The 16,440-nt window shown below is 70.7% G+C and carries 13 protein-coding genes and 2 tRNA genes; 7 read left to right on the top strand and 8 right to left on the bottom strand.

Annotated elements, in window-relative coordinates; genetic code table 11:
* Positions 1-185 precede the first annotated feature (185 nt).
* Positions 186-2,003, bottom strand: coding sequence for an NAD(P)-binding domain-containing protein (locus tag F9C12_RS35775; RefSeq protein ID WP_409463388.1), 1,818 nt, complete (start codon positions 2,001-2,003; stop codon positions 186-188).
* A 154-nt stretch (positions 2,004-2,157) separates the two neighbouring features.
* Between F9C12_RS35775 and F9C12_RS35770 the strand changes: the two genes are divergently transcribed.
* The 4 genes from F9C12_RS35770 (at position 2,158) to F9C12_RS35755 (ending at position 4,087) form a co-directional block, all read left to right on the top strand.
* Positions 2,158-3,348, top strand: coding sequence for a transcriptional regulator (locus F9C12_RS35770; RefSeq protein WP_409463387.1), 1,191 nt, complete (start codon positions 2,158-2,160; stop codon positions 3,346-3,348).
* Positions 3,349-3,431: 83 nt separating this feature from the next.
* Positions 3,432-3,503 (top strand) — tRNA-Val (locus F9C12_RS35765).
* A gap of 34 nt (positions 3,504-3,537) precedes the next feature.
* Positions 3,538-3,612: transfer RNA gene (locus F9C12_RS35760), tRNA-Val, on the top strand.
* A 145-nt stretch (positions 3,613-3,757) separates the two neighbouring features.
* Positions 3,758-4,087: a hypothetical protein gene (locus F9C12_RS35755; protein WP_409463386.1), complete on the top strand. Its 330-nt coding sequence runs from the start codon at positions 3,758-3,760 to the stop codon at positions 4,085-4,087.
* A gap of 34 nt (positions 4,088-4,121) precedes the next feature.
* Here F9C12_RS35755 and F9C12_RS35750 read toward each other — a convergent pair whose 3' ends face one another.
* Genes F9C12_RS35750 through F9C12_RS35735 form a run of 4 tightly spaced genes read right to left on the bottom strand, consistent with a single transcriptional unit; the run spans position 4,122 to position 9,793 of the window.
* Positions 4,122-4,652: a hypothetical protein gene (locus F9C12_RS35750; protein WP_409463385.1), complete on the bottom strand. Its 531-nt coding sequence runs from the start codon at positions 4,650-4,652 to the stop codon at positions 4,122-4,124.
* On the bottom strand, positions 4,640-8,914 hold the full coding sequence (locus tag F9C12_RS35745; protein ID WP_409463384.1) for a DUF6531 domain-containing protein: 4,275 nt from the start codon (positions 8,912-8,914) through the stop codon (positions 4,640-4,642). Before F9C12_RS35745 ends, F9C12_RS35750 begins: the two co-directional genes overlap by 13 nt.
* Positions 8,911-9,243, bottom strand: coding sequence for a type VII secretion target (locus tag F9C12_RS35740; RefSeq protein ID WP_409186159.1), 333 nt, complete (start codon positions 9,241-9,243; stop codon positions 8,911-8,913). Before F9C12_RS35740 ends, F9C12_RS35745 begins: the two co-directional genes overlap by 4 nt.
* A 13-nt stretch (positions 9,244-9,256) precedes the next feature.
* Entirely contained in the window at positions 9,257-9,793 is a 537-nt protein-coding gene (locus F9C12_RS35735) for a YbaB/EbfC family nucleoid-associated protein (RefSeq protein WP_409463383.1), read from the bottom strand.
* Between the two features lie 367 nt (positions 9,794-10,160).
* On the opposite strand from F9C12_RS35735, the gene F9C12_RS35730 reads away from it, so the two are divergent.
* Positions 10,161-12,296: a phosphocholine-specific phospholipase C gene (locus F9C12_RS35730; protein ID WP_409463382.1), complete on the top strand. Its 2,136-nt coding sequence runs from the start codon at positions 10,161-10,163 to the stop codon at positions 12,294-12,296.
* 118 nt (positions 12,297-12,414) lie between these two features.
* Here the strand turns inward: F9C12_RS35730 and F9C12_RS35725 are convergent, their stop codons facing one another.
* Together F9C12_RS35725 and F9C12_RS35720 are read right to left on the bottom strand one after the other, a co-directional pair.
* Positions 12,415-13,605 (bottom strand): acyl-CoA dehydrogenase family protein, encoded by a 1,191-nt coding sequence (locus F9C12_RS35725; RefSeq protein ID WP_409463381.1) that lies wholly within the window; start codon positions 13,603-13,605, stop codon positions 12,415-12,417.
* A complete protein-coding gene (locus F9C12_RS35720) occupies positions 13,602-14,726 on the bottom strand; it encodes a CaiB/BaiF CoA transferase family protein (RefSeq protein WP_409467130.1) in 1,125 nt (374 codons plus the stop codon). Before F9C12_RS35720 ends, F9C12_RS35725 begins: the two co-directional genes overlap by 4 nt.
* Before the next feature lie 106 nt (positions 14,727-14,832).
* Between F9C12_RS35720 and F9C12_RS35715 the strand changes: the two genes are divergently transcribed.
* Positions 14,833-15,579, top strand: a complete 747-nt coding sequence (locus F9C12_RS35715) for an IclR family transcriptional regulator (RefSeq protein WP_409186155.1) — start codon at positions 14,833-14,835, stop codon at positions 15,577-15,579.
* A 41-nt stretch (positions 15,580-15,620) separates the two neighbouring features.
* Positions 15,621-15,947 (top strand): hypothetical protein, encoded by a 327-nt coding sequence (locus F9C12_RS35710; protein ID WP_409463380.1) that lies wholly within the window; start codon positions 15,621-15,623, stop codon positions 15,945-15,947.
* A gap of 6 nt (positions 15,948-15,953) precedes the next feature.
* On the opposite strand, the gene F9C12_RS35705 is transcribed toward F9C12_RS35710, so the two are convergent.
* Entirely contained in the window at positions 15,954-16,361 is a 408-nt protein-coding gene (locus F9C12_RS35705; RefSeq protein WP_409463379.1) for a MarR family winged helix-turn-helix transcriptional regulator, read from the bottom strand.
* Between the last annotated feature and the right edge of the window lie 79 nt (positions 16,362-16,440).

Raw genomic sequence — 16,440 nt, 5'->3', positions numbered from 1 at the left:
GTCCTCACTGGGCCAGGTGGACGGCGAGGAAGCCGAGCTGATCCGCGACGACCTTTTCGACCACAGGCGGATGGTAGCCCGTGAAGCGATCCGCGTCGCAGCGCTTCAGCCCGGCTCGCGACGACGGCCCGGCCGCGGCAAGGAAAACCCCGGCGACCGCAGCGAGGCGGCCACCGGGTTCCCGTTCAAGACAGGTGATGCACTTCCTGCAGCCCGTACACCGGCGTCTCAAGCCCCTCGAACCGCGCCTTCAGCTGCAACGCCAGATACAGCGAGTAATGCCGCGACTGGTGCAGATTCCCGCCGTGGAACCACAATCCCTCCTGCTGGGTGGGTTTCCACATGTTGCGCTGCTCGCCCTCCCACGGGCCCGGGTCCTTCGTCGTTTCCGAGCCGAGGCCCCAGCATTTGCCGACCTTGTCCGCGGTCTCCTGCCCGACCAGGTCCGCGACCCAGCCGTTCATCGAGCCGTAGCCAGTCGCGTAGACGACCACGTCGGCTTCCAGTTCGGTGCCGTCGGCCAGCACCACCGAGTTCGCGGTCAGGTGGTCGACCTGGCCGTGCGCGAGCTTGATGCTGCCGTTGGCGACGAGCTCCGACGCGCCCACGTCGATGTAGTAGCCGGACCCGCGGCGCAGGTACTTCATGAACAGGCCGGAGCCGTCGTCGCCCCAGTCGTGCTTGAAGCCGGCGGCCTCGAGCCGGGCGTAGAAGTCCGCGTCGCGCTCGCGGATCGCCTGGTACACCGGGATCTGGAACTGCGGCATGATCCGATACGGGATCGACGCGAAGATCAGGTCGGCCTTCTCGGTGGTGACGCCCGCGGCCACCGCGCGCTCCGAGTACAGGTCTCCGAGGCCGAGGTCCATCAGCGAATCCGACTTCACGATGTGCGTGGAGGAACGCTGCACCATGGTCACGTCCGCGCCGTGTTCCCACAGCGCCGCGCAGATGTCGTGCGCCGAGTTGTTCGACCCGACGACGACCGCCTTCTTGCCCGCGTACGCGTCCGGTCCGGGGTGCTGCGACGAATGGTGCTGGTCGCCCTGAAATTCGTCCATGCCGGGGAACGACGGCAGGTTCGGCTTGCCGGACATGCCGGTCGCGAACACCACGTGCCGCGGCGTGAGAACGACCTGCTCGCCGTCCCGGTCCACCGTGACGTGCCACTGCTTCGCGGCGTCGTCCCACACCGCCGAGGTGACCGTGGAACGCGTCCAGTACGGCACCTCCATCAGCCGCGTGTACATCTCGAGCCAGTCGGCGATCTTGTCCTTGGGCGCGAAAACCGGCCAGTTCTCCGGGAACGGCAGGTAGGGCAGGTGGTCGTACCAGACCGGGTCGTGCAGGCAGAGGTTCTTGTACCGCTTGCGCCACGAATCGCCGGGCCGGTCGTTGCGCTCCACCACCAGCGACGGCACGCCGAGCTGGCGCAGCCGGGCGCCGAGCGCGATCCCGCCCTGCCCGCCGCCGATCACGACGACGTAGGGCTGCTGGCCGTAGCCGAGCGTCTCCTGCTCCTCGGCCCGCTTCTCCGCCCACGACCGGCGGCCGCGCACCACGCCGTGCTCGACGCCCTTGGGCCGCCGTTCCCGTTGCGGCTCCTCGAAACCCTTCAGCTCGCGCAGGCTGGTGAGCAGCGTCCACGCGCCTTCGTCCTTCAGCCGCAGGTGCCCCTTCGCGCGTCCGACAGCGGTCTCGAACTCGATCCACGCTTCGGTGACGCCGTCGGCCTCGGTGGCCGGTTCGGTGGTGCGGAACCCGCTCGGGTCAGTCGTCTCCAGACAGCTGCCGAGAAGCCCGGCGACCCCGTCGCGGCCCTCGACGGTCTTGAGGTTCCAGGTGAACGAAACCAGGTCGCGCCAATAGGAATCGACCGCGAACAATCCAGCGGCGGCCTCGATGTCGCGGGCGGCCAGCGCGGCCTCGAACCGGCCCAGCCAGTCCTCGACCCGGGCCTGCGGCGTGCTCGCCTCCGCGATCCGGTCGACGGTCTGTGTCATCGCTACTCCTCGGACGTCGCTGTCGTGGGTGTAGCGCCGATCACACTCCCCGGCCGAGGCGCGCGGCAAGGGTTGCAGCGAGTTGCACGCGCCGAGGCATGACAACGTCGGCGCAGGTCACCTATGCTGGGCCGCTGACGCGACGGTGCGGGAGGTGACTGTGGTGGTGCACAGCGCGGTGCCTCCGGGCCGCAACCTGCCCACCTACGCCCGCGACCTCGTCCGCATGCACGAGGCGGTCATCGGCGGCAGCCGTCCCGCGGTGCCGCCGCGTCCGCTCGTCTCGCGTTCCTGGTCCCGCGTGCTGAGCCTCGGCCTGACCGCCGACGGGATGAACGCCCGCGATTCGGTGCCCGGCGACGAGGTCGAACGCCGCCGCCACGACTCCCCGCTGCGGCACGTCATCGAAGACCTCCGCCAGGTCGTCGGCGCGACCTCCGATTCGGCGCACATGCTCCTGGTAGTCACCGACGCCGACGGCATCATCCTGTGGCGCGAAGGCTCGTCCGCCGTCCGGCGCAAGGCGGACACGCTGGGTTTCGTCGAGGGCTCGGAATGGACCGAATCCCGCGTCGGCACCAACGCGATCGGCACCGCGCTGGCCGAGGCCGCACCGATCGAACTGCTCGCCGGCGAACACTTCGAGCAGAACCAGCACCCGTGGTACTGCACCGCCTCGCCGATCCACGACCCGCGCACCGGCGAACTGCTCGGCGTCATCGACGTCAGCGGCCCCGCGCTGACCCTGCACCCGGCGATCGGCGCCCTCGTCGAAACCGGCAAACGGCTGGCCGAATCGCAGCTGTGGCGCACCCACCGCCAGCGCCTCGAACGACTGCGCCAGATGGCTGAACCTGTGCTGTCGTCCGGCCCCGCGCTGGTCGTGGACGAGGACGGCTGGGTCGCGCACAGCGTCGGCGTCTCCGCGGGCGAACGCATCGCCGCGCCCCAAGCCGGCCAGGTCGTCGCCGTCCCCGGCCTGGGAGCCTGCCTCCCCGAACCCATCGCCGACGGCTGGCTCGTCCGCCCCGCCGACACCGCCCGCACCGTCCGGCTCGACCTGGACCTCACGCCCGCCCCGCTGCTCAGCCTCCAAGCAGGCGACACCGGCTGGCGCCGCCCGATCACCAGACGGCACGCGGAAATCCTGGTCCGCCTCGAAAAGGCCGGCCGCGACGGCCTGTCCGCGGTCGCGCTGAGCCACGCCCTCTACGGAGACGCCGAGCACCTGGTCACCGTCCGCGCCGAGGTTTCGCGCCTGCGCCGGCTCCTGGGCGCCATCGTCGACACCCGCCCCTACCGGCTGGCCGAAGGCGTGCGCATGACTGTCCACGCAGGACAGTGACCAGCGCAGTCCGGCAACGGGCCCCCCGGTGCGAGCGGCGCCGAGGCGTCCGCTAATGTTTACGACACGTTGCACGGCAGCAAGCGCGATTAGCTCAGCGGGAGAGCGCTTCCCTGACACGGAAGAGGTCACTGGTTCAATCCCAGTATCGCGCACTCCAGTCCCCCCCAGACTGGTGCGTTGCACAACGGGCGATTAGCTCAGGGGGAGAGCGCTTCGTTCACACCGAAGAGGTCACTGGTTCGATCCCAGTATCGCCCACCAGCATGATTGTTCTCCGCGCCCGGCCCGTCGATGATCTTCACCGGCGGGCCGTTCGCGATTTCCGGCAGCGTCCTGGCTGTCAGCGAGACGGCCCGTCTCCGCGGTATCCGCCGTCGCTCCTTCCCTCCTCGTCGCGAGGTGCCCCGTGTCCGCTGATTTCATCGTCGATCCGCCGGGGAAGGCCGATCTGGACTTCCTCGACTGGATGCCGAGCCGCGGGCTGCTGCGCCGGGTCCTCGGGTTCGTCGCGGACGAGGTCGAGGACCCGGCGTTGGCCGCGGACCTGCGCGACTTCGTGGCCGGGGGTTACGCGTTCTTCTCGCTCGGCGTCTGCTCCGCGGAGATCATGAAGGTCATCCGGGAGAAGCTGCCGGCCGCGGCCGAAGAATGGTTCCCAGGCGACGAGGCCGCCCGGGAGCACATCGCCGAACTCGTCGAGATGGCCGAGGAAGCCGAGGCCGCTCCCCCGGCGTGACCGAAACCGGGTCGACAGACTCCCAGCCGGGGCCTCAGGTCGCGCGGTTCGCGGCGATGTTGCGGATCTTCTTCGTCCGACCGTGCTCGGCCAGCCATGCCAGCACCTCCCGCGAAGCGGAGAAGTCAGCCAGCCGCCGCTGCATCCAGTCGCTCGCCGACTCCAGGCCGGCGGCGTCCGGGACCCGGCCGTTTTCGGTCTCCAGCCACACTTCCCAGTCGCGCACCCGCTGCCGGACGAACTCCCGGTCCTTCGCCGGCGCGAGCCGGTCCGCCTCCGCGACGATCCCCTCCGCCAGCCGCCGGAACTCCGCCGGGTCGGCCGTCTCCCCCGCGACCTGGTCGACCAGCTCCACCACCGCCGTCTTGGCCGTCAGCGGCTGCGGATCCCGCACCAGCACCGCCGCCAGCTCGCGGGGATCCGCCCCGCCCGCCGCGACGACCCGGCGGTAAGCGGCGGACCGGACGTGCTCGTCCGCGACCGCCGCGTCGACGTCCACGCCGGTCAGCCCGGCAGCGGCGAACAACGCGGTCAGATCGGCTCGCAACGTCGTCACTTCGTGCATCCCTTTGCGGCCCGCTTCCGCTCTTCCTCGGCCCTTTCCTCCGCCTGGTTCCGCTTGCCGAGCTTGCGGACGGCCTTCCGGACCTCCTTTTTGTATTCTCCCACCACGGCGCGCTGCCTGCCGGAAAGCTCCGGCTGGCCGTCGATCGGATGGCCGTTCGGCCCGATCCGGACCTCCCGGCCCCCGCCGCCGGTGACGTGCGCGTGCGCGGGCTTGTCGACGTCGTACTCGTGCACCACGATGCGCACGCCGTTCTTGCTGACGTCGAGCAGGGAAAGACCGAGCGGGTCGAGCCAGGTCAGCGGGTTCGGCACGTAGCTGTGCGGCCAGTAGCCGCCGGCGAGGCCGACCGGGTCGGCGCTGAAATACCGGGCGGTTTCCGGGTCGTAGTACCGGAAATAGTTGTAGTTGAGCCCCGATTCGGGGTCGGCGTACTGGCCGGGGAACCGCAGCGGGGTCGTCGTCGTGCCGCCGTGCGCGATCGGCTTGCCCCACACCGTGTTCTGCCCGAACCACGCGACCCCGCCCTGCTCGTCCAGCAGTTCGGTCGGCGCGCCGACGAGATCGGTGACGATCGCGTAGAACCGCTCGTCGGCGCCCCCGCGCTCCACCTGGACGAGCGGCCGGTGCGAGGACGGGTCGTAGTCCCAGGTCAGCGACTGCCCGGCGGTGTGCTGCTCGGCGAGCGCCGTGCCGTCCCAGACGAACTCGACCCGCTCGGCGACCTGGCCGCCGACGTGCCGTTCCTTCGCGATCCGCCGGCCCAGCGCGTCGTAGCGGTAGCGCCACCCGGTCCCGTCCGGCGTGACCAGGCCGACGAGCTGGTCGTCCGCGTTCCAGTCGTACTGCCACACTTCGGCGCCGCGCTGCTTGCGCACCACCCGGCCTTGCGCGTCGTACTGGTAGCGCAGCGCGCCCGCGTCGTGCAGCAGAGTTCCGGTGCTGCGCCACACCTCGGCGCCTTCGCCGGCGAGGTTGCCCGACCCGTCGTAGGTGTACTGCTCCGACCAGCGCTCGCCGCGCACCCGCGTGACCCGGCCGAACCCGTCGAGGTCGAACTGGCGCGCGCCGTGGATCCGGTCGGTCATGGCGACGACGCTGCCGTCCGGGCGGTAGCGGAACGTCCGGTGCTGCACCTGCCGCGCCGGGTCGCCGCCCCCGCCGAGCACGGCCTGCCCGACCAGGCGGTCGGTCTGGTCCCACGACTGCGCGAGCCGCACGCCGGACGGGGTCGTCCGAACAGTTTCCCGGCCCGCCGCGTCGTACCCGAAACTCAGCACCCGGCTGCCGTTGCGCAGCGCGACCGGCGACCCGGCGGCGTCGTACTCCCACGTCGTCACGGTGCCGCTCGGGGTCCGTCGGCGCACGCAGCGGCCGAGCACGTCGAACTCCGACTCGACGGTCCGGCCGTTCACCGTCTCGGCGCGCACGCGGCCGAGCACGTCTCTGGTCAGCTCGACGGTCGAATCCCGGTTCGCCGCGGACACGAGCCGGCCCGCGCGGTCGTAGGCGAAGCGCTGGCTGTCCGTCGGGGACTGGGCCGCCACGATGTTGCCGCGGGCGTCGCGCTGGTAAGTGACACTTTGCCCGGCCCCGTTGGTTTTCCCGGCGAGCCGGCCGGCCGCGTCCCGCGCATAGGTCGTCACGCGTCCGTTGAAATCCGTTTCGCGGACGAGGAAACCGGCCGCGTCGTACTCGTAGCGCCAGACCGCGCCCTGTGCGTTGGTGACCGAGGCCAGATTCAGCTCGGTATCGTAGCCGAACTCGATCCGGCCGCCGTCCGCGCCGGTCTGCGCGACCGGCAGGTCGAAATGGGTCGTGGCGACCGACAGCTGCGGGACCCCGTCGACCGAGTACTCGGCGAAGTTGCCCTCCGGGTCGTGCCGCCAGCGCTCGACCGTCCCGTCCGCGCGAATCCGGGCCAGCGGCTTTCCCTCCACCGTCCACGACGTCCGCACGGTGTGGCCCAGCGGGTCCGTTTCCGCGGTGATCCGGCCGAACTCGTCCCGGGCGATCCGCGTGGTCCGGCCGAGCGGGTCGGTCAGCGCCACCGGCAGGCCGCGGGCGTCGGTCTCGATGCGCCGGACATTGCCGAGCGCGTCGGTTTCGGCGCGCAGATGGCCGAATTCGGCGTACTCGTATCGGGTGACCGCGCCCGCCGGATCGGTTTCCTCGACGATATTCCCGCGTTCGTCGCGCCGGTATGTCCACTGTGCACCGTCGGCGTCGACCACCGCGACCGGCAGGCCGTGCTCGTCGCAGACCGTGCTGGTGACGCTGCCGTCCGGATGGATCGTCCGGACGGGTTCGTCGGTCAGTCCGTATTCGTGCCGCGTGGTGTGCCCCAGCGGATCGGTTTCCGCGGTGACCCGGCCGAAGCGGTCTCGCTCGAACAGGGTGGTCGCGCCGAGCGGGTCGGTCTGGCGCACCAGCTGCCAGGCGGAGTCGAACTGGAAAACGCTGACCGCGCCGAGCGAATCGCGGTAGGTCGTGACCCGGCTGCCGGGGTCGTAGCCGATCGTGCAGGCGAGCGCGCCGCCGCTGCCGTCGGTCCGCACGACCCGGCCCGCCTCGTCGTAGTGGTAGGTGTACCAATGCCCGTTGCGGTCGGTCCACGTGGTGACCCGGCCCGCCCGGTCGTACTCGAACCGCAGGGCCCGGCCGGAGGAATTGCCGACCGCCGACAGCCTTCCCTGGGCGTCGTACTCGTAGCTGGCCAGCGGAATGTCGCCGCCGGACGCGCGGGCCAGGCGCAGTGCCACGACGCGGCCGGCCACCGTTTCGACCGCGATGCGGCAGCCGCCGGAATGCTCGAGCGAAGCCGGGAAGCCGTCCGGATCCCGGACGATCGTGACGGTGTTCCCGTTGCGGTCGGAGATCGCGGACAGCAGAACCCGGTGCGGAGCCCCGTTTTCCGGCGCGGCGCGGAAATGCCGGACCAGTCCGTCGGCCGGGCTGGTGACGGTGAACTCGGTGGCCGACAGCGCGCGCAACGGCCAGCGGACGCCGTGCGAGGGAACGACCGGCGAACCGTCCTCGGCGGGCAGCGGGTAGGTCAGCGTGACGCCGTCCTCGCCGACATAGCAGACGCCTTCCGCGTCCAGCTCGACTCTCTGGTCCATTGTGGACGCCCAGGACGAGCCGAAGGAGCGGCCCAGCCGGTAGCTCGACACGTGCGTCCGGCGCAGCACCAGCGGCAGCACGCCGGGCAGTTCGACATCCGTCTGGGACATCAGCATTTCGCCGGTGGCGAGGTCGACCGGGTCGCCGCCGGTGCACTTCCCGTCGTTGGGCCGCCCGTCCTTCGCCGGATCGGTGCTTTCGCGGGCGTGGGGTTCGCCGGGCTTCCCCGGAGAATCGTGCGGGCTGCCGCCTCCGGGTTCCGCTCCGCTGGGCGCGGTTCCCTCGTCCGGCGCGTGCGCCCCGTCGCCGTGCGACGGCTTGCCCGGCGGGGTGTGCGGCTCGTCCGCGGACGAGACATGGGTCGCGTCGCCGCCTTCGCGCGGCTTGCCGTGGAGGTCGGACAGCACCTTCTTGATCGACGCGAAGATCTCTTCGAGCTTCGACATCATCGGCCGCAGCTTCTCGACCGAGTTGATCAGCTTCTTGATCAGCGCACCGATCTTCTCGATCCACGCCGACACCTGCTCGACCACCTGCGCCACCACGACCGGCGTGCCGAGCCCGAGGGAGAAGACCTCCTCCAGCGCGTCCTGGATGAAGTCGCCGACCGCCTGGGTGATCATGTCGCGGACGAGGCAGCGCACCGCGGCGGTGACCACGCCGACGACCTCGACCACCGTGCCGATCGTGTTCGCGCACGTCGCGGCGGCGTTGATGTGGTCGATCTTCTTCTGCAGATTCTCCCGGTACGCGTCCGCGCCGCCGCCCAGCCAGTTCGCGGTGTCCTTCCGCACGGTCTCGGCCAGGTCTTTCGCCGCCTGCTGCGTGGCGGCGCCGACGTTCTTCCACGTCTGCGAGTACGCCGCGATCTGGTCGCCGTCGCCGGCCAGCTGGTTCAGCGCGTCCTGCAACGGTTTGACGTGCTCGATCAGCCAGTTCAGCCCGTAGGAGATCAGCGTGCCGACCGGGTTCATCGCGATGGTCAGCATGTCCAGGCCCGCGCCGAGCCCGGCGATCCCGCCCTCGATCCAGGAACCGGACTGCACGCCGTCGTACACGCCCGCGGCGTCGTCGAGAACGCTGATCCCGGAATGCCAGGTCGTCGAATCCTGCCGCTGCGCCACCAGCGGATTGCTCATGAAAGCTTCTCCCCCAGCTTGCCGATGGCCCGCGCGTGGTTCTGCTCCGCGGTCTGATAGGTCGTGACCGCCGTGGTCACCGCGCCGGACACCTCGCCCATCGCCTCGGCGGCAAGCCCGAGCGTGGCGAGGCCGGGAGCGCTCACCGCCAGCACGATCGGCACGAACAGCGGGCCGCAGATCATGCCGTAGGCCTGCACGCCCATCGTCACCTGTTCGGCCGCGGACAACGCCTGCCCCAGCGTCTTGCCGACCTGTTCGACCGCCTTCGCGTGCGCGGCCAGTTCGTCCGGATGGACCTGGTAGCCGCCGGAACCGCCGTCCGCCATCGCCTTCCCCCGCTCATCCCCTGGTCATGAACGACTGGCCGAAATCGTCGTCGCCCTCGCCGGGATCGGCCGCCGGACGGCGGGCCGGGCGAGGCTCCGGCGCGCCGGCTTCCTCTTCGAGCGCGCCGAGCCGCACCTGGTTCCCCGGATCCGCGGATTCCGGTCCGTCCGGTTCGGGTTCCGGGAACTTGGCCCGGTAGTTGCCGACGATCGTGTCCACCGTCGCCGGGTCGTCGCCGATCGTGGCGGCCATGACCTCGCCCAGCCGTTCCGGAAGCCGGGACTGCGCGCGGCGCAGCGTGCCGAGCACCGCGGCGGCGATCCGGTCGCCGGACAGTTCCCGGATCCGGTCGGAGACGCGCAGGTCGGTGACGTTGCCCGCCGAATCGACCGTGACGGTGACCAGGCCGTCCTTGCCGGTCTCGGTCACCGAGACCCGCCCGGCGGCGGCCTGCATCGCCTGGTACCGCTCGGCTTTCGCCTTCGCCTGCGCGACCATCTGGTCGATCCGCGCGGCGGGGCCCGGCCCGTTCGGCGACGGATCGCTCATCGTGTGCTCCTTCTTCCGTCCGTGCCGCGCGGAACCCCCATGCTCCGGGCCGTCCGCCAGGAAAGCACATTCCGGCCCGCGCAGTCGAAGTGCTTATGCGGCAAGAAGGAACAATGACTTTTTTGTCCGGAAACTGTTTTCCGTCCGCCCCCGGCGCTGTCGCGGAGGGCGCCGGGAGCGTCACCGGACCCGGGCCGCCGAGATCGCCGGACATCCCGCCCGGACCGCGGCGAGCCGCCCCCGGACGGAGTATTCACCCGCGCGCCAGATCCGGGACACTCGGCTCGTCCATGCTCTTCCCGGGCGAGCGGCGGCCGGTAAATCCGGGCGACCGCTGTCTCGCCGCGAACACATGGAGGACGCGAACATGGCGGGTACGAGTCGCCGGAACTTTCTCGGCTTGGCGGGCGCTTCGCTGGCCGGCGCCGCGGCCGGAGGGCTGCTGCCCGGTTCCATCGGCAAGGCGCTCGCGGTCGAACCGGCCCGCCGGTCGGGGACCATCGAGGACGTCGAGCACGTGGTCGTGCTCATGCAGGAGAACCGGTCCTTCGACCACTACTTCGGCACCATGCGCGGCGTGCGCGGCTACGGCGACCCCCGGCCGCACCTGCTGCCCAACGGGCGGCCGGTGTTCTACCAGCCGCCGGCCAAGGTGCGCACCGCCGGCTACAACGGCCGCGGCCTGCCCGACGACGCCGAGTACGTGCTGCCGTTCCCGCTCGACGCGTTGCGCACCAGCGAGCACATCGCCGGCACCCACCACGGCTGGGGCAGCGGCGAACCGCTGTGGAACGGCGGGCGCTACGACGGCTGGGTGAACGAAAAGCAGGACGTGTTCACCATGACCTACCAGCAGCGCTCCGAGCTGCCGTACCACTACGCGCTCGCGGAAGCGTTCACCATCTGCGACGCCTACCACTGCTCCGTCCCCGCCGACACCGCGCCGAACCGGATCCTGCTGTGGTCCGGCACGATCGACACGCAGAACCGCCTCGGCAGCAAGCAGAACGGCCCCGGGCTGTGGGAGCGGCCGGACACCAACGGCTACAGCTGGACGACCTACCCCGAACGGCTCCAGCGGGCCGGCGTGAGCTGGAAGCTCTACCAGGGCGGCAGCGGCATCCCCGGCGAGCCCACGGACAACTACACCGACAACAGCCTCGAGTTCTTCGCGAAGTACCACCCGAAGGAAGGCGCGTCCGGTCCGCTGGTCGAGCAGGGCGTTTCGACGCACACGCTCAAGGAGTTCCGCGCCGACGTGCAGTCCGGGAAGCTGCCGCAGGTCACCTGGATCGTCCCGCCGTACAAGTACAGCGAGCACGCGGCCGCGTCCGCCAGCGACGGCGCGTACTACCTGAACCTCGTCCTCGACGCGCTCGTGTCGAACCCCGAGGTGTGGAGCAAGACCGTCTTCTTCATCAACTACGACGAGAACGACGGCCTGTTCGACCACGTCGTCCCGCCGATGCCGCCGCTGGTCAACCGGCCCGGCACGGACGGGCTGGTCTCGCGCTCGCTCGCCGCCAGCCTCCCCGACGAGACCCTCGACTTCGACAAGCTCCCGAAGGGCACCGGCGGCGCGCCGACCGGCGTTTCGCTGACCGGCAAGCACCCCGCCGGGCTCGGTTCGCGGGTGCCGATGCTCGTCGTGTCGCCGTGGTCGCGCGGCGGCTGGGTCTGCTCGGAAACCTTCGACCACACCTCGGTGCTGCGCTTCCTGGAAGCCCGGTTCGGCGTGGCGGAGCCGAACATCAGCGCGTGGCGCCGTTCCGTCTGCGGCGACCTCACCTCGGCGTTCGACTTCTCCCGCCCGCAGACCACGCCGGTCGCGACCCCGACGCCCGCCCCGCTGCCGAGCAAGAACCAGCCGTTCTCGGTGAAGCTGCCGCAGACGATGCCGAAGCAGGAGCCGGGCGTCCGCCCCGCGCGGGCGCTGCCGTACCGGTTCACCACCGCGCTCGCCGGAAAGCGCGACGGCCGCTCGGTTTCGGTGCAGTTCACCAACGACGGCACCGCGGGCGCGTACTTCTACGTCTACGCGCACGGCGATTCGCCCCGCCGCTACACGGTCGCCGCGCACGACAGCATCAGCGACACCTGGGAAGGCGCGCCGGGCACCGACGAGCACGGCAACTACGACCTGCGCGTCACCGGCGCGAACGGCTACCTCGCGCAGTTCACCGGCACCACCGCGGACACGACCGAGCCCGAGGTTTCGGTGTCCACGAACAACTACGGCACCCCGCTGCTGACGCTGACCGTCACGAACCCGGGCCGCCAGCGCCGGAAACTCAAGCTGCGCAACGACTACAGCCGCAGTGCCGCCCGGACGATCGTGCTCGGCCCCGGCGAAACCCGGCGCGTGCCGTGCGAAACGGCGTCCTCGTTCGGCTGGTTCGACATCTCGCTGACCGACCCCGCCGCACCGGGCTACCTGCGCCGGTTCGCCGGGCACAACGAGACCGGCCGGCCCAGCTTCAGCGACCCCGGACCGCGGCGGTAACCCCAGCGTGAACGCCCCGGCCGCAGGTTTCCGGCCGGGGCGTTCGCGCGTCGGGCTGAAGTCCGGCGCATGAAGCGCGCATCGGCGGCCGCCGGGCTCGGGATGCCGGCCGGAACCCTCAGCGGAAAGCGGACTGCCCGGTGATCGCCTGACCGACCACCAGCGTGTGCATCTCGACCGTGCCCTCGTAGGTGAGCACCGATTCGAGGTTGTTCATGTGCCGGATCACCGGGTATTCCAGCGAAATCCCGTTCGCGCCGAGGATCGTGCGCGCGGTGCGGCAGATCTCGATCGCCTCGCGGACGTTGTTGAGCTTGCCCAGGCTGACCTGTTCCGGACGCAGCACCCCGGCGTCCTTGCGCCGTCCCAAGTGGATCGCGAGCAGCAACGCCTTGGTGTACTCGAGCGTCATGTCGACAAGTTTCTGCTGCGTCAGCTGGAACGCGGAGATCGGCTTGCCGAACTGCGTGCGGTCCTCGGCGTAGGACATCGCCGCCTGCAAACAGGACCGCGCCGCGCCGACCGAACCCCACACGATGCCGAAGCGGGCTTCGTTGAGGCAGCTCAACGGTCCCTTCAGCCCGGTGACCTCCGGCAGCACCGCGTCCGCGGGCAGCCGCACGCCGTCGAGAACGAGTTCGCTCGTCACCGAAGCGCGCAGCGACAGCTTGTGCTTGATCTCCGGAGCCGAGAAGCCCGGCGTGTCCGTGGGCACCACGAAACCGCGCACGCCCTTGTCGGTCTGCGCCCACACCACGGCGACGTCGGCGACGCTTCCGTTGGTAATCCACATCTTCCGGCCGTCGAGGACCCAGTCGTCGCCGTCGCGCCGCGCGCGGGTGCGCATGCTCGCCGGGTCCGAACCGGCGTCCGGTTCGGTCAGCCCGAAGCAGCCGATCGCCTCGCCCGCCGCCATCGACGGCAGCCACTGCTGCTTCTGCTCCTCCGAACCCCACTTCCAGATCGCGAACATCGCGAGCGATCCCTGCACCGACACCAGCGAGCGGATGCCCGAGTCGGTCGCCTCCAGCTCCAGGCAGGCCAGGCCGTACTCGGTCGCCGACATCCCGGCGCAGCCGTAGCCCTCCAGGTGCATGCCGAGCACCCCGAGCGAACCGAGGTCCTTGGCCAGGCCGCGGACGTCGGGCAGCTCGCCGCGCTCGAACCAGTCGCCGACGTACGGGTCGATCCGCTCCGCGCAGACCCGGCGGACCGCGGCCGCGATCGCCTTCTCGTCCTCGGTGAACAGGTCGCCGAGCCCGGCGGGGTCGCGCGGATCCAGCGGCGGCAGGGACTTCGTGGCGCTCATTTCTTCTCCTCTGCGAGCCAGCGGCGAATCTCGTCGCTGTGCTGCCCCAGCCGGGGCGGGGCGGTGTAGCGGGCGACCGGCGTCTCCGAATAGCCGATCGGATGGCGGACCTGGGGCGGCGCGTCGTCGCCGACCGGCACCGTGGGTTCGAGACCGAGCGATTCCGCGAGCTTGAACCCGTCCGCGAGATCGCCGACCGGACCGGCGGGCACGCCGACCTCGGTCAGCCGGGCGGCCCATGCCTCGACGGTGTCGGTGCCGAGCTGCTGTTCAAGAGCGGCGCGCAGTTCCGGACGGTTGCGCACGCGTTCGGCATTCGTCGCGAACCGCTCGTCGCCGGCCAGCTCCGGAACGCCGAGCGCCTCGGCGAGCCGGCGGAACTGCCCGTCGTTGCCGCAGGCCAACGCGAGCACGTCGTCCTTGCAGCGCAACGTTTCGTACGGCGCGATCGACGGATGCGAGTTGCCCATCCGGCGCGGCGCGCGTCCGGTGGTGAGATACGAAGACGCCTGGTTGGCCATCGAACCGAGCAAACTGGACAGCAGATTCACCTCGACCCGCTGCCCCCGCCCGGTTTTCTCGCGGGCCCGCAACGCGGCGAGGATGCCGATGGCGGCGTCCTTCGCGGCGAGCACGTCGACGAGCGCGACGCCGGCCTTCGTCGGTTCGTCGGTGCCGGTGACGCTCATCAGGCCGCCCATCGCCTGCACGAGGAAGTCGTAGCCGGGCAGGTCCGCGTCGCCGCCGAAGCCGGAAACCGAGCAGTACACGATCCCGGGATTACCCACGCGGACCGATTCGTAGTCGAGCCCGCGCCGCCGCAGCGCGCCGGACCGGAAGTTCTCCACGAGCACGTCGGCGCGCTGAGCGAGTTCGCGCGCCAGCACCAGGTCGTCCGGGTCGCCGAGGTCGAGCACCACGGACTTCTTGGACCGGTTGGCGCATTCGAAGTACGAGCTGGAGTGCGCGGTCCACGGAGGACCCCAGCCGCGGGTGTCGTCCCCGGAACCGGGCCGCTCGACCTTGATCACCGTCGCCCCGAGGTCGGCCAGGTTCACGCACGCCAGCGGACCGGCCAGCACCCGGCTGAAATCCGCGACGACGACACCGTCCAGTGGCATGCTCACGAGCGCACCTCCTCGCTACGCATACTGGCATCAAACTACGTATTTACGCAACCTGCAGGTCCGGGTAGAGTTCGCGACCACCCGAGGAGAGAAAGCACCGATGCCGACGCACCCCACGCCGGACGGCCGCCCGAGGCCGCACCACCGGATGATCGACCGGGTGTCGACCATCCTGGAGCGGGCCGCGCGCTCCCGCGGCGGGGTCACGCTCACCGAATTCGCCCGCGAACTCGACGCGCCGATGAGCTCGATCCAGGGCCTGGTCAACGGCCTCGTCGCCACCGGATACCTCGACGAGCACGACCGCCGCTACTCCCTCGGCCCGGCCCCGTTCCTGCTCGCCCGGCTGGCCGGCCGCCCCACCGTCACCACGGTGTCGCACGAGGATCTCGAAGCGCTGCACGAGGAAACCGGGATGACCGCGGTGCTGGCGATCATGGTCGGCAGCGACCTCTATTACGTCGACTACGCCTCGCACGACCCGCGTTACGCCTACCTCGCCGAAGGTTTCGTCCGCCGCTCGCCGATCCGCACGTCGACCGGCTGGATCCTGCTGGCCGCCCGGGAAAACCGCGACCTGTGGCCGCAGATCGGCGCGCTGCCGCCGGCGGACGCGGAACTGGTCGAGCGGTTCGTGCAGGACCTGACCCGGATCCGCGCCGAAGGCCTGGTAGCCGCGCCGAGCGCCTCGACCGAGGCGGACGGCGTGTCGGTCGCCGTCGTGGAGGACGGCCGGACCGTCGCCGCGGTCGGGATCATGGGCAGCCACACCGAAGTGGCCGAACGCAAGGACGAGCTGATCGAAGTGCTGACCCGGCACCGGCGCGAATGGGAGAAGCGGCCCTAGCCGCAGGGAATTCCGGGGGCGCCGTTCGGGGTTCGCACCGGATGGCTTCAGGCCCGAACCAGGCAAGGCTGGAGGCATGGCGCACCCGCTTGCCCGGCGGCTGCCTCTACGTCGTCGGCAACGCAGCCGGACTGCTCGCGCTGCGAGGCCGGACGTGGACGTTCTGGGTCGTCGTGGCGGTCAACGTCACCCAAGCCGCCGGAGTCTTCGTCATCCCGCCCGCGGTCTTCGACGCGTCCGTCACCCTCCACGGACCGGCGGGAATCCCCCGGTCCCTGCTCACCGACGGCGGAGCGGTCCGGCTCGCCTCGGTCTTGCTCGGCAGCCTCGCCGTCTTCCGCACGCCCTGGGCACAACGCCGGGGCTGACTCGCCTTACTCGACCTCGACGTCCGAAAGCTTCGCCAGCACCCCGCCGTCCGGGTCCAGCTCGCGTTCCACCTCGGCCAGCCGCGCCGTCGCCCGCTGATGCGCGCTGCGTCCGCGCGGCGCGAGATACACCCGGACGCGGCGCCGGTCCTCCACGTCCACCTCGCGATACGCCGCCGCGGTGGTGACCAGCCGGTCGACCACCCTGGTCAGCGTCGGCCCGGTGACCAGCGTGCGCCCGGCCAGTTCGGTCATCGTGAGGCCGTCGCCCGCGGCGAGCGCGTCCAGGACCAGCCAGCCGTCGAGGCTCAGCCCCTCTTCCTTGAGCAGCGGCTCGATCCGCAGGGTGACCGCGCGTGCGGTGCGGGTGAGCGCGCGGATGAACGACGCCTCGGCCGCCTGTGCCTGCCTCATCCGACTGCCCTCGTTCCCGCCCTTGCGCAAATGCCTTCGCATTGTAAGACTTTCAAATGGAAGCAAGTCAACCGGCAAA

The organism is Amycolatopsis sp. GA6-003, assembly GCF_046267895.1.
Lineage (GTDB): Bacteria > Actinomycetota > Actinomycetes > Mycobacteriales > Pseudonocardiaceae > Amycolatopsis.
Note: the sequence above shows the minus strand (reverse complement) of the source record. Positions and strands in the feature narration are given on the sequence as shown.

Bases quoted from the DNA above. Each gene is read 5' to 3' on its own strand.
- F9C12_RS35715 (WP_409186155.1), top strand. From the start codon at position 14,833: ATGCCGACGCACCCCACGCCGGACGGCCGCCCGAGGCCGCACCACCGG.
- F9C12_RS35710 (WP_409463380.1), top strand. From the start codon at position 15,621: ATGGCTTCAGGCCCGAACCAGGCAAGGCTGGAGGCATGGCGCACCCGC.
- F9C12_RS35750 (WP_409463385.1), bottom strand. From the start codon at position 4,652: ATGCACGAAGTGACGACGTTGCGAGCCGATCTGACCGCGTTGTTCGCC.
- F9C12_RS35725 (WP_409463381.1), bottom strand. From the start codon at position 13,605: ATGAGCGCCACGAAGTCCCTGCCGCCGCTGGATCCGCGCGACCCCGCC.
- F9C12_RS35775 (WP_409463388.1), bottom strand. From the start codon at position 2,003: ATGACACAGACCGTCGACCGGATCGCGGAGGCGAGCACGCCGCAGGCC.
- F9C12_RS35735 (WP_409463383.1), bottom strand. From the start codon at position 9,793: ATGAGCGATCCGTCGCCGAACGGGCCGGGCCCCGCCGCGCGGATCGAC.
- F9C12_RS35740 (WP_409186159.1), bottom strand. From the start codon at position 9,243: ATGGCGGACGGCGGTTCCGGCGGCTACCAGGTCCATCCGGACGAACTG.
- F9C12_RS35720 (WP_409467130.1), bottom strand. From the start codon at position 14,726: ATGCCACTGGACGGTGTCGTCGTCGCGGATTTCAGCCGGGTGCTGGCC.
- F9C12_RS35745 (WP_409463384.1), bottom strand. From the start codon at position 8,914: ATGAGCAATCCGCTGGTGGCGCAGCGGCAGGATTCGACGACCTGGCAT.
- F9C12_RS35705 (WP_409463379.1), bottom strand. From the start codon at position 16,361: ATGAGGCAGGCACAGGCGGCCGAGGCGTCGTTCATCCGCGCGCTCACC.
- F9C12_RS35730 (WP_409463382.1), top strand. From the start codon at position 10,161: ATGGCGGGTACGAGTCGCCGGAACTTTCTCGGCTTGGCGGGCGCTTCG.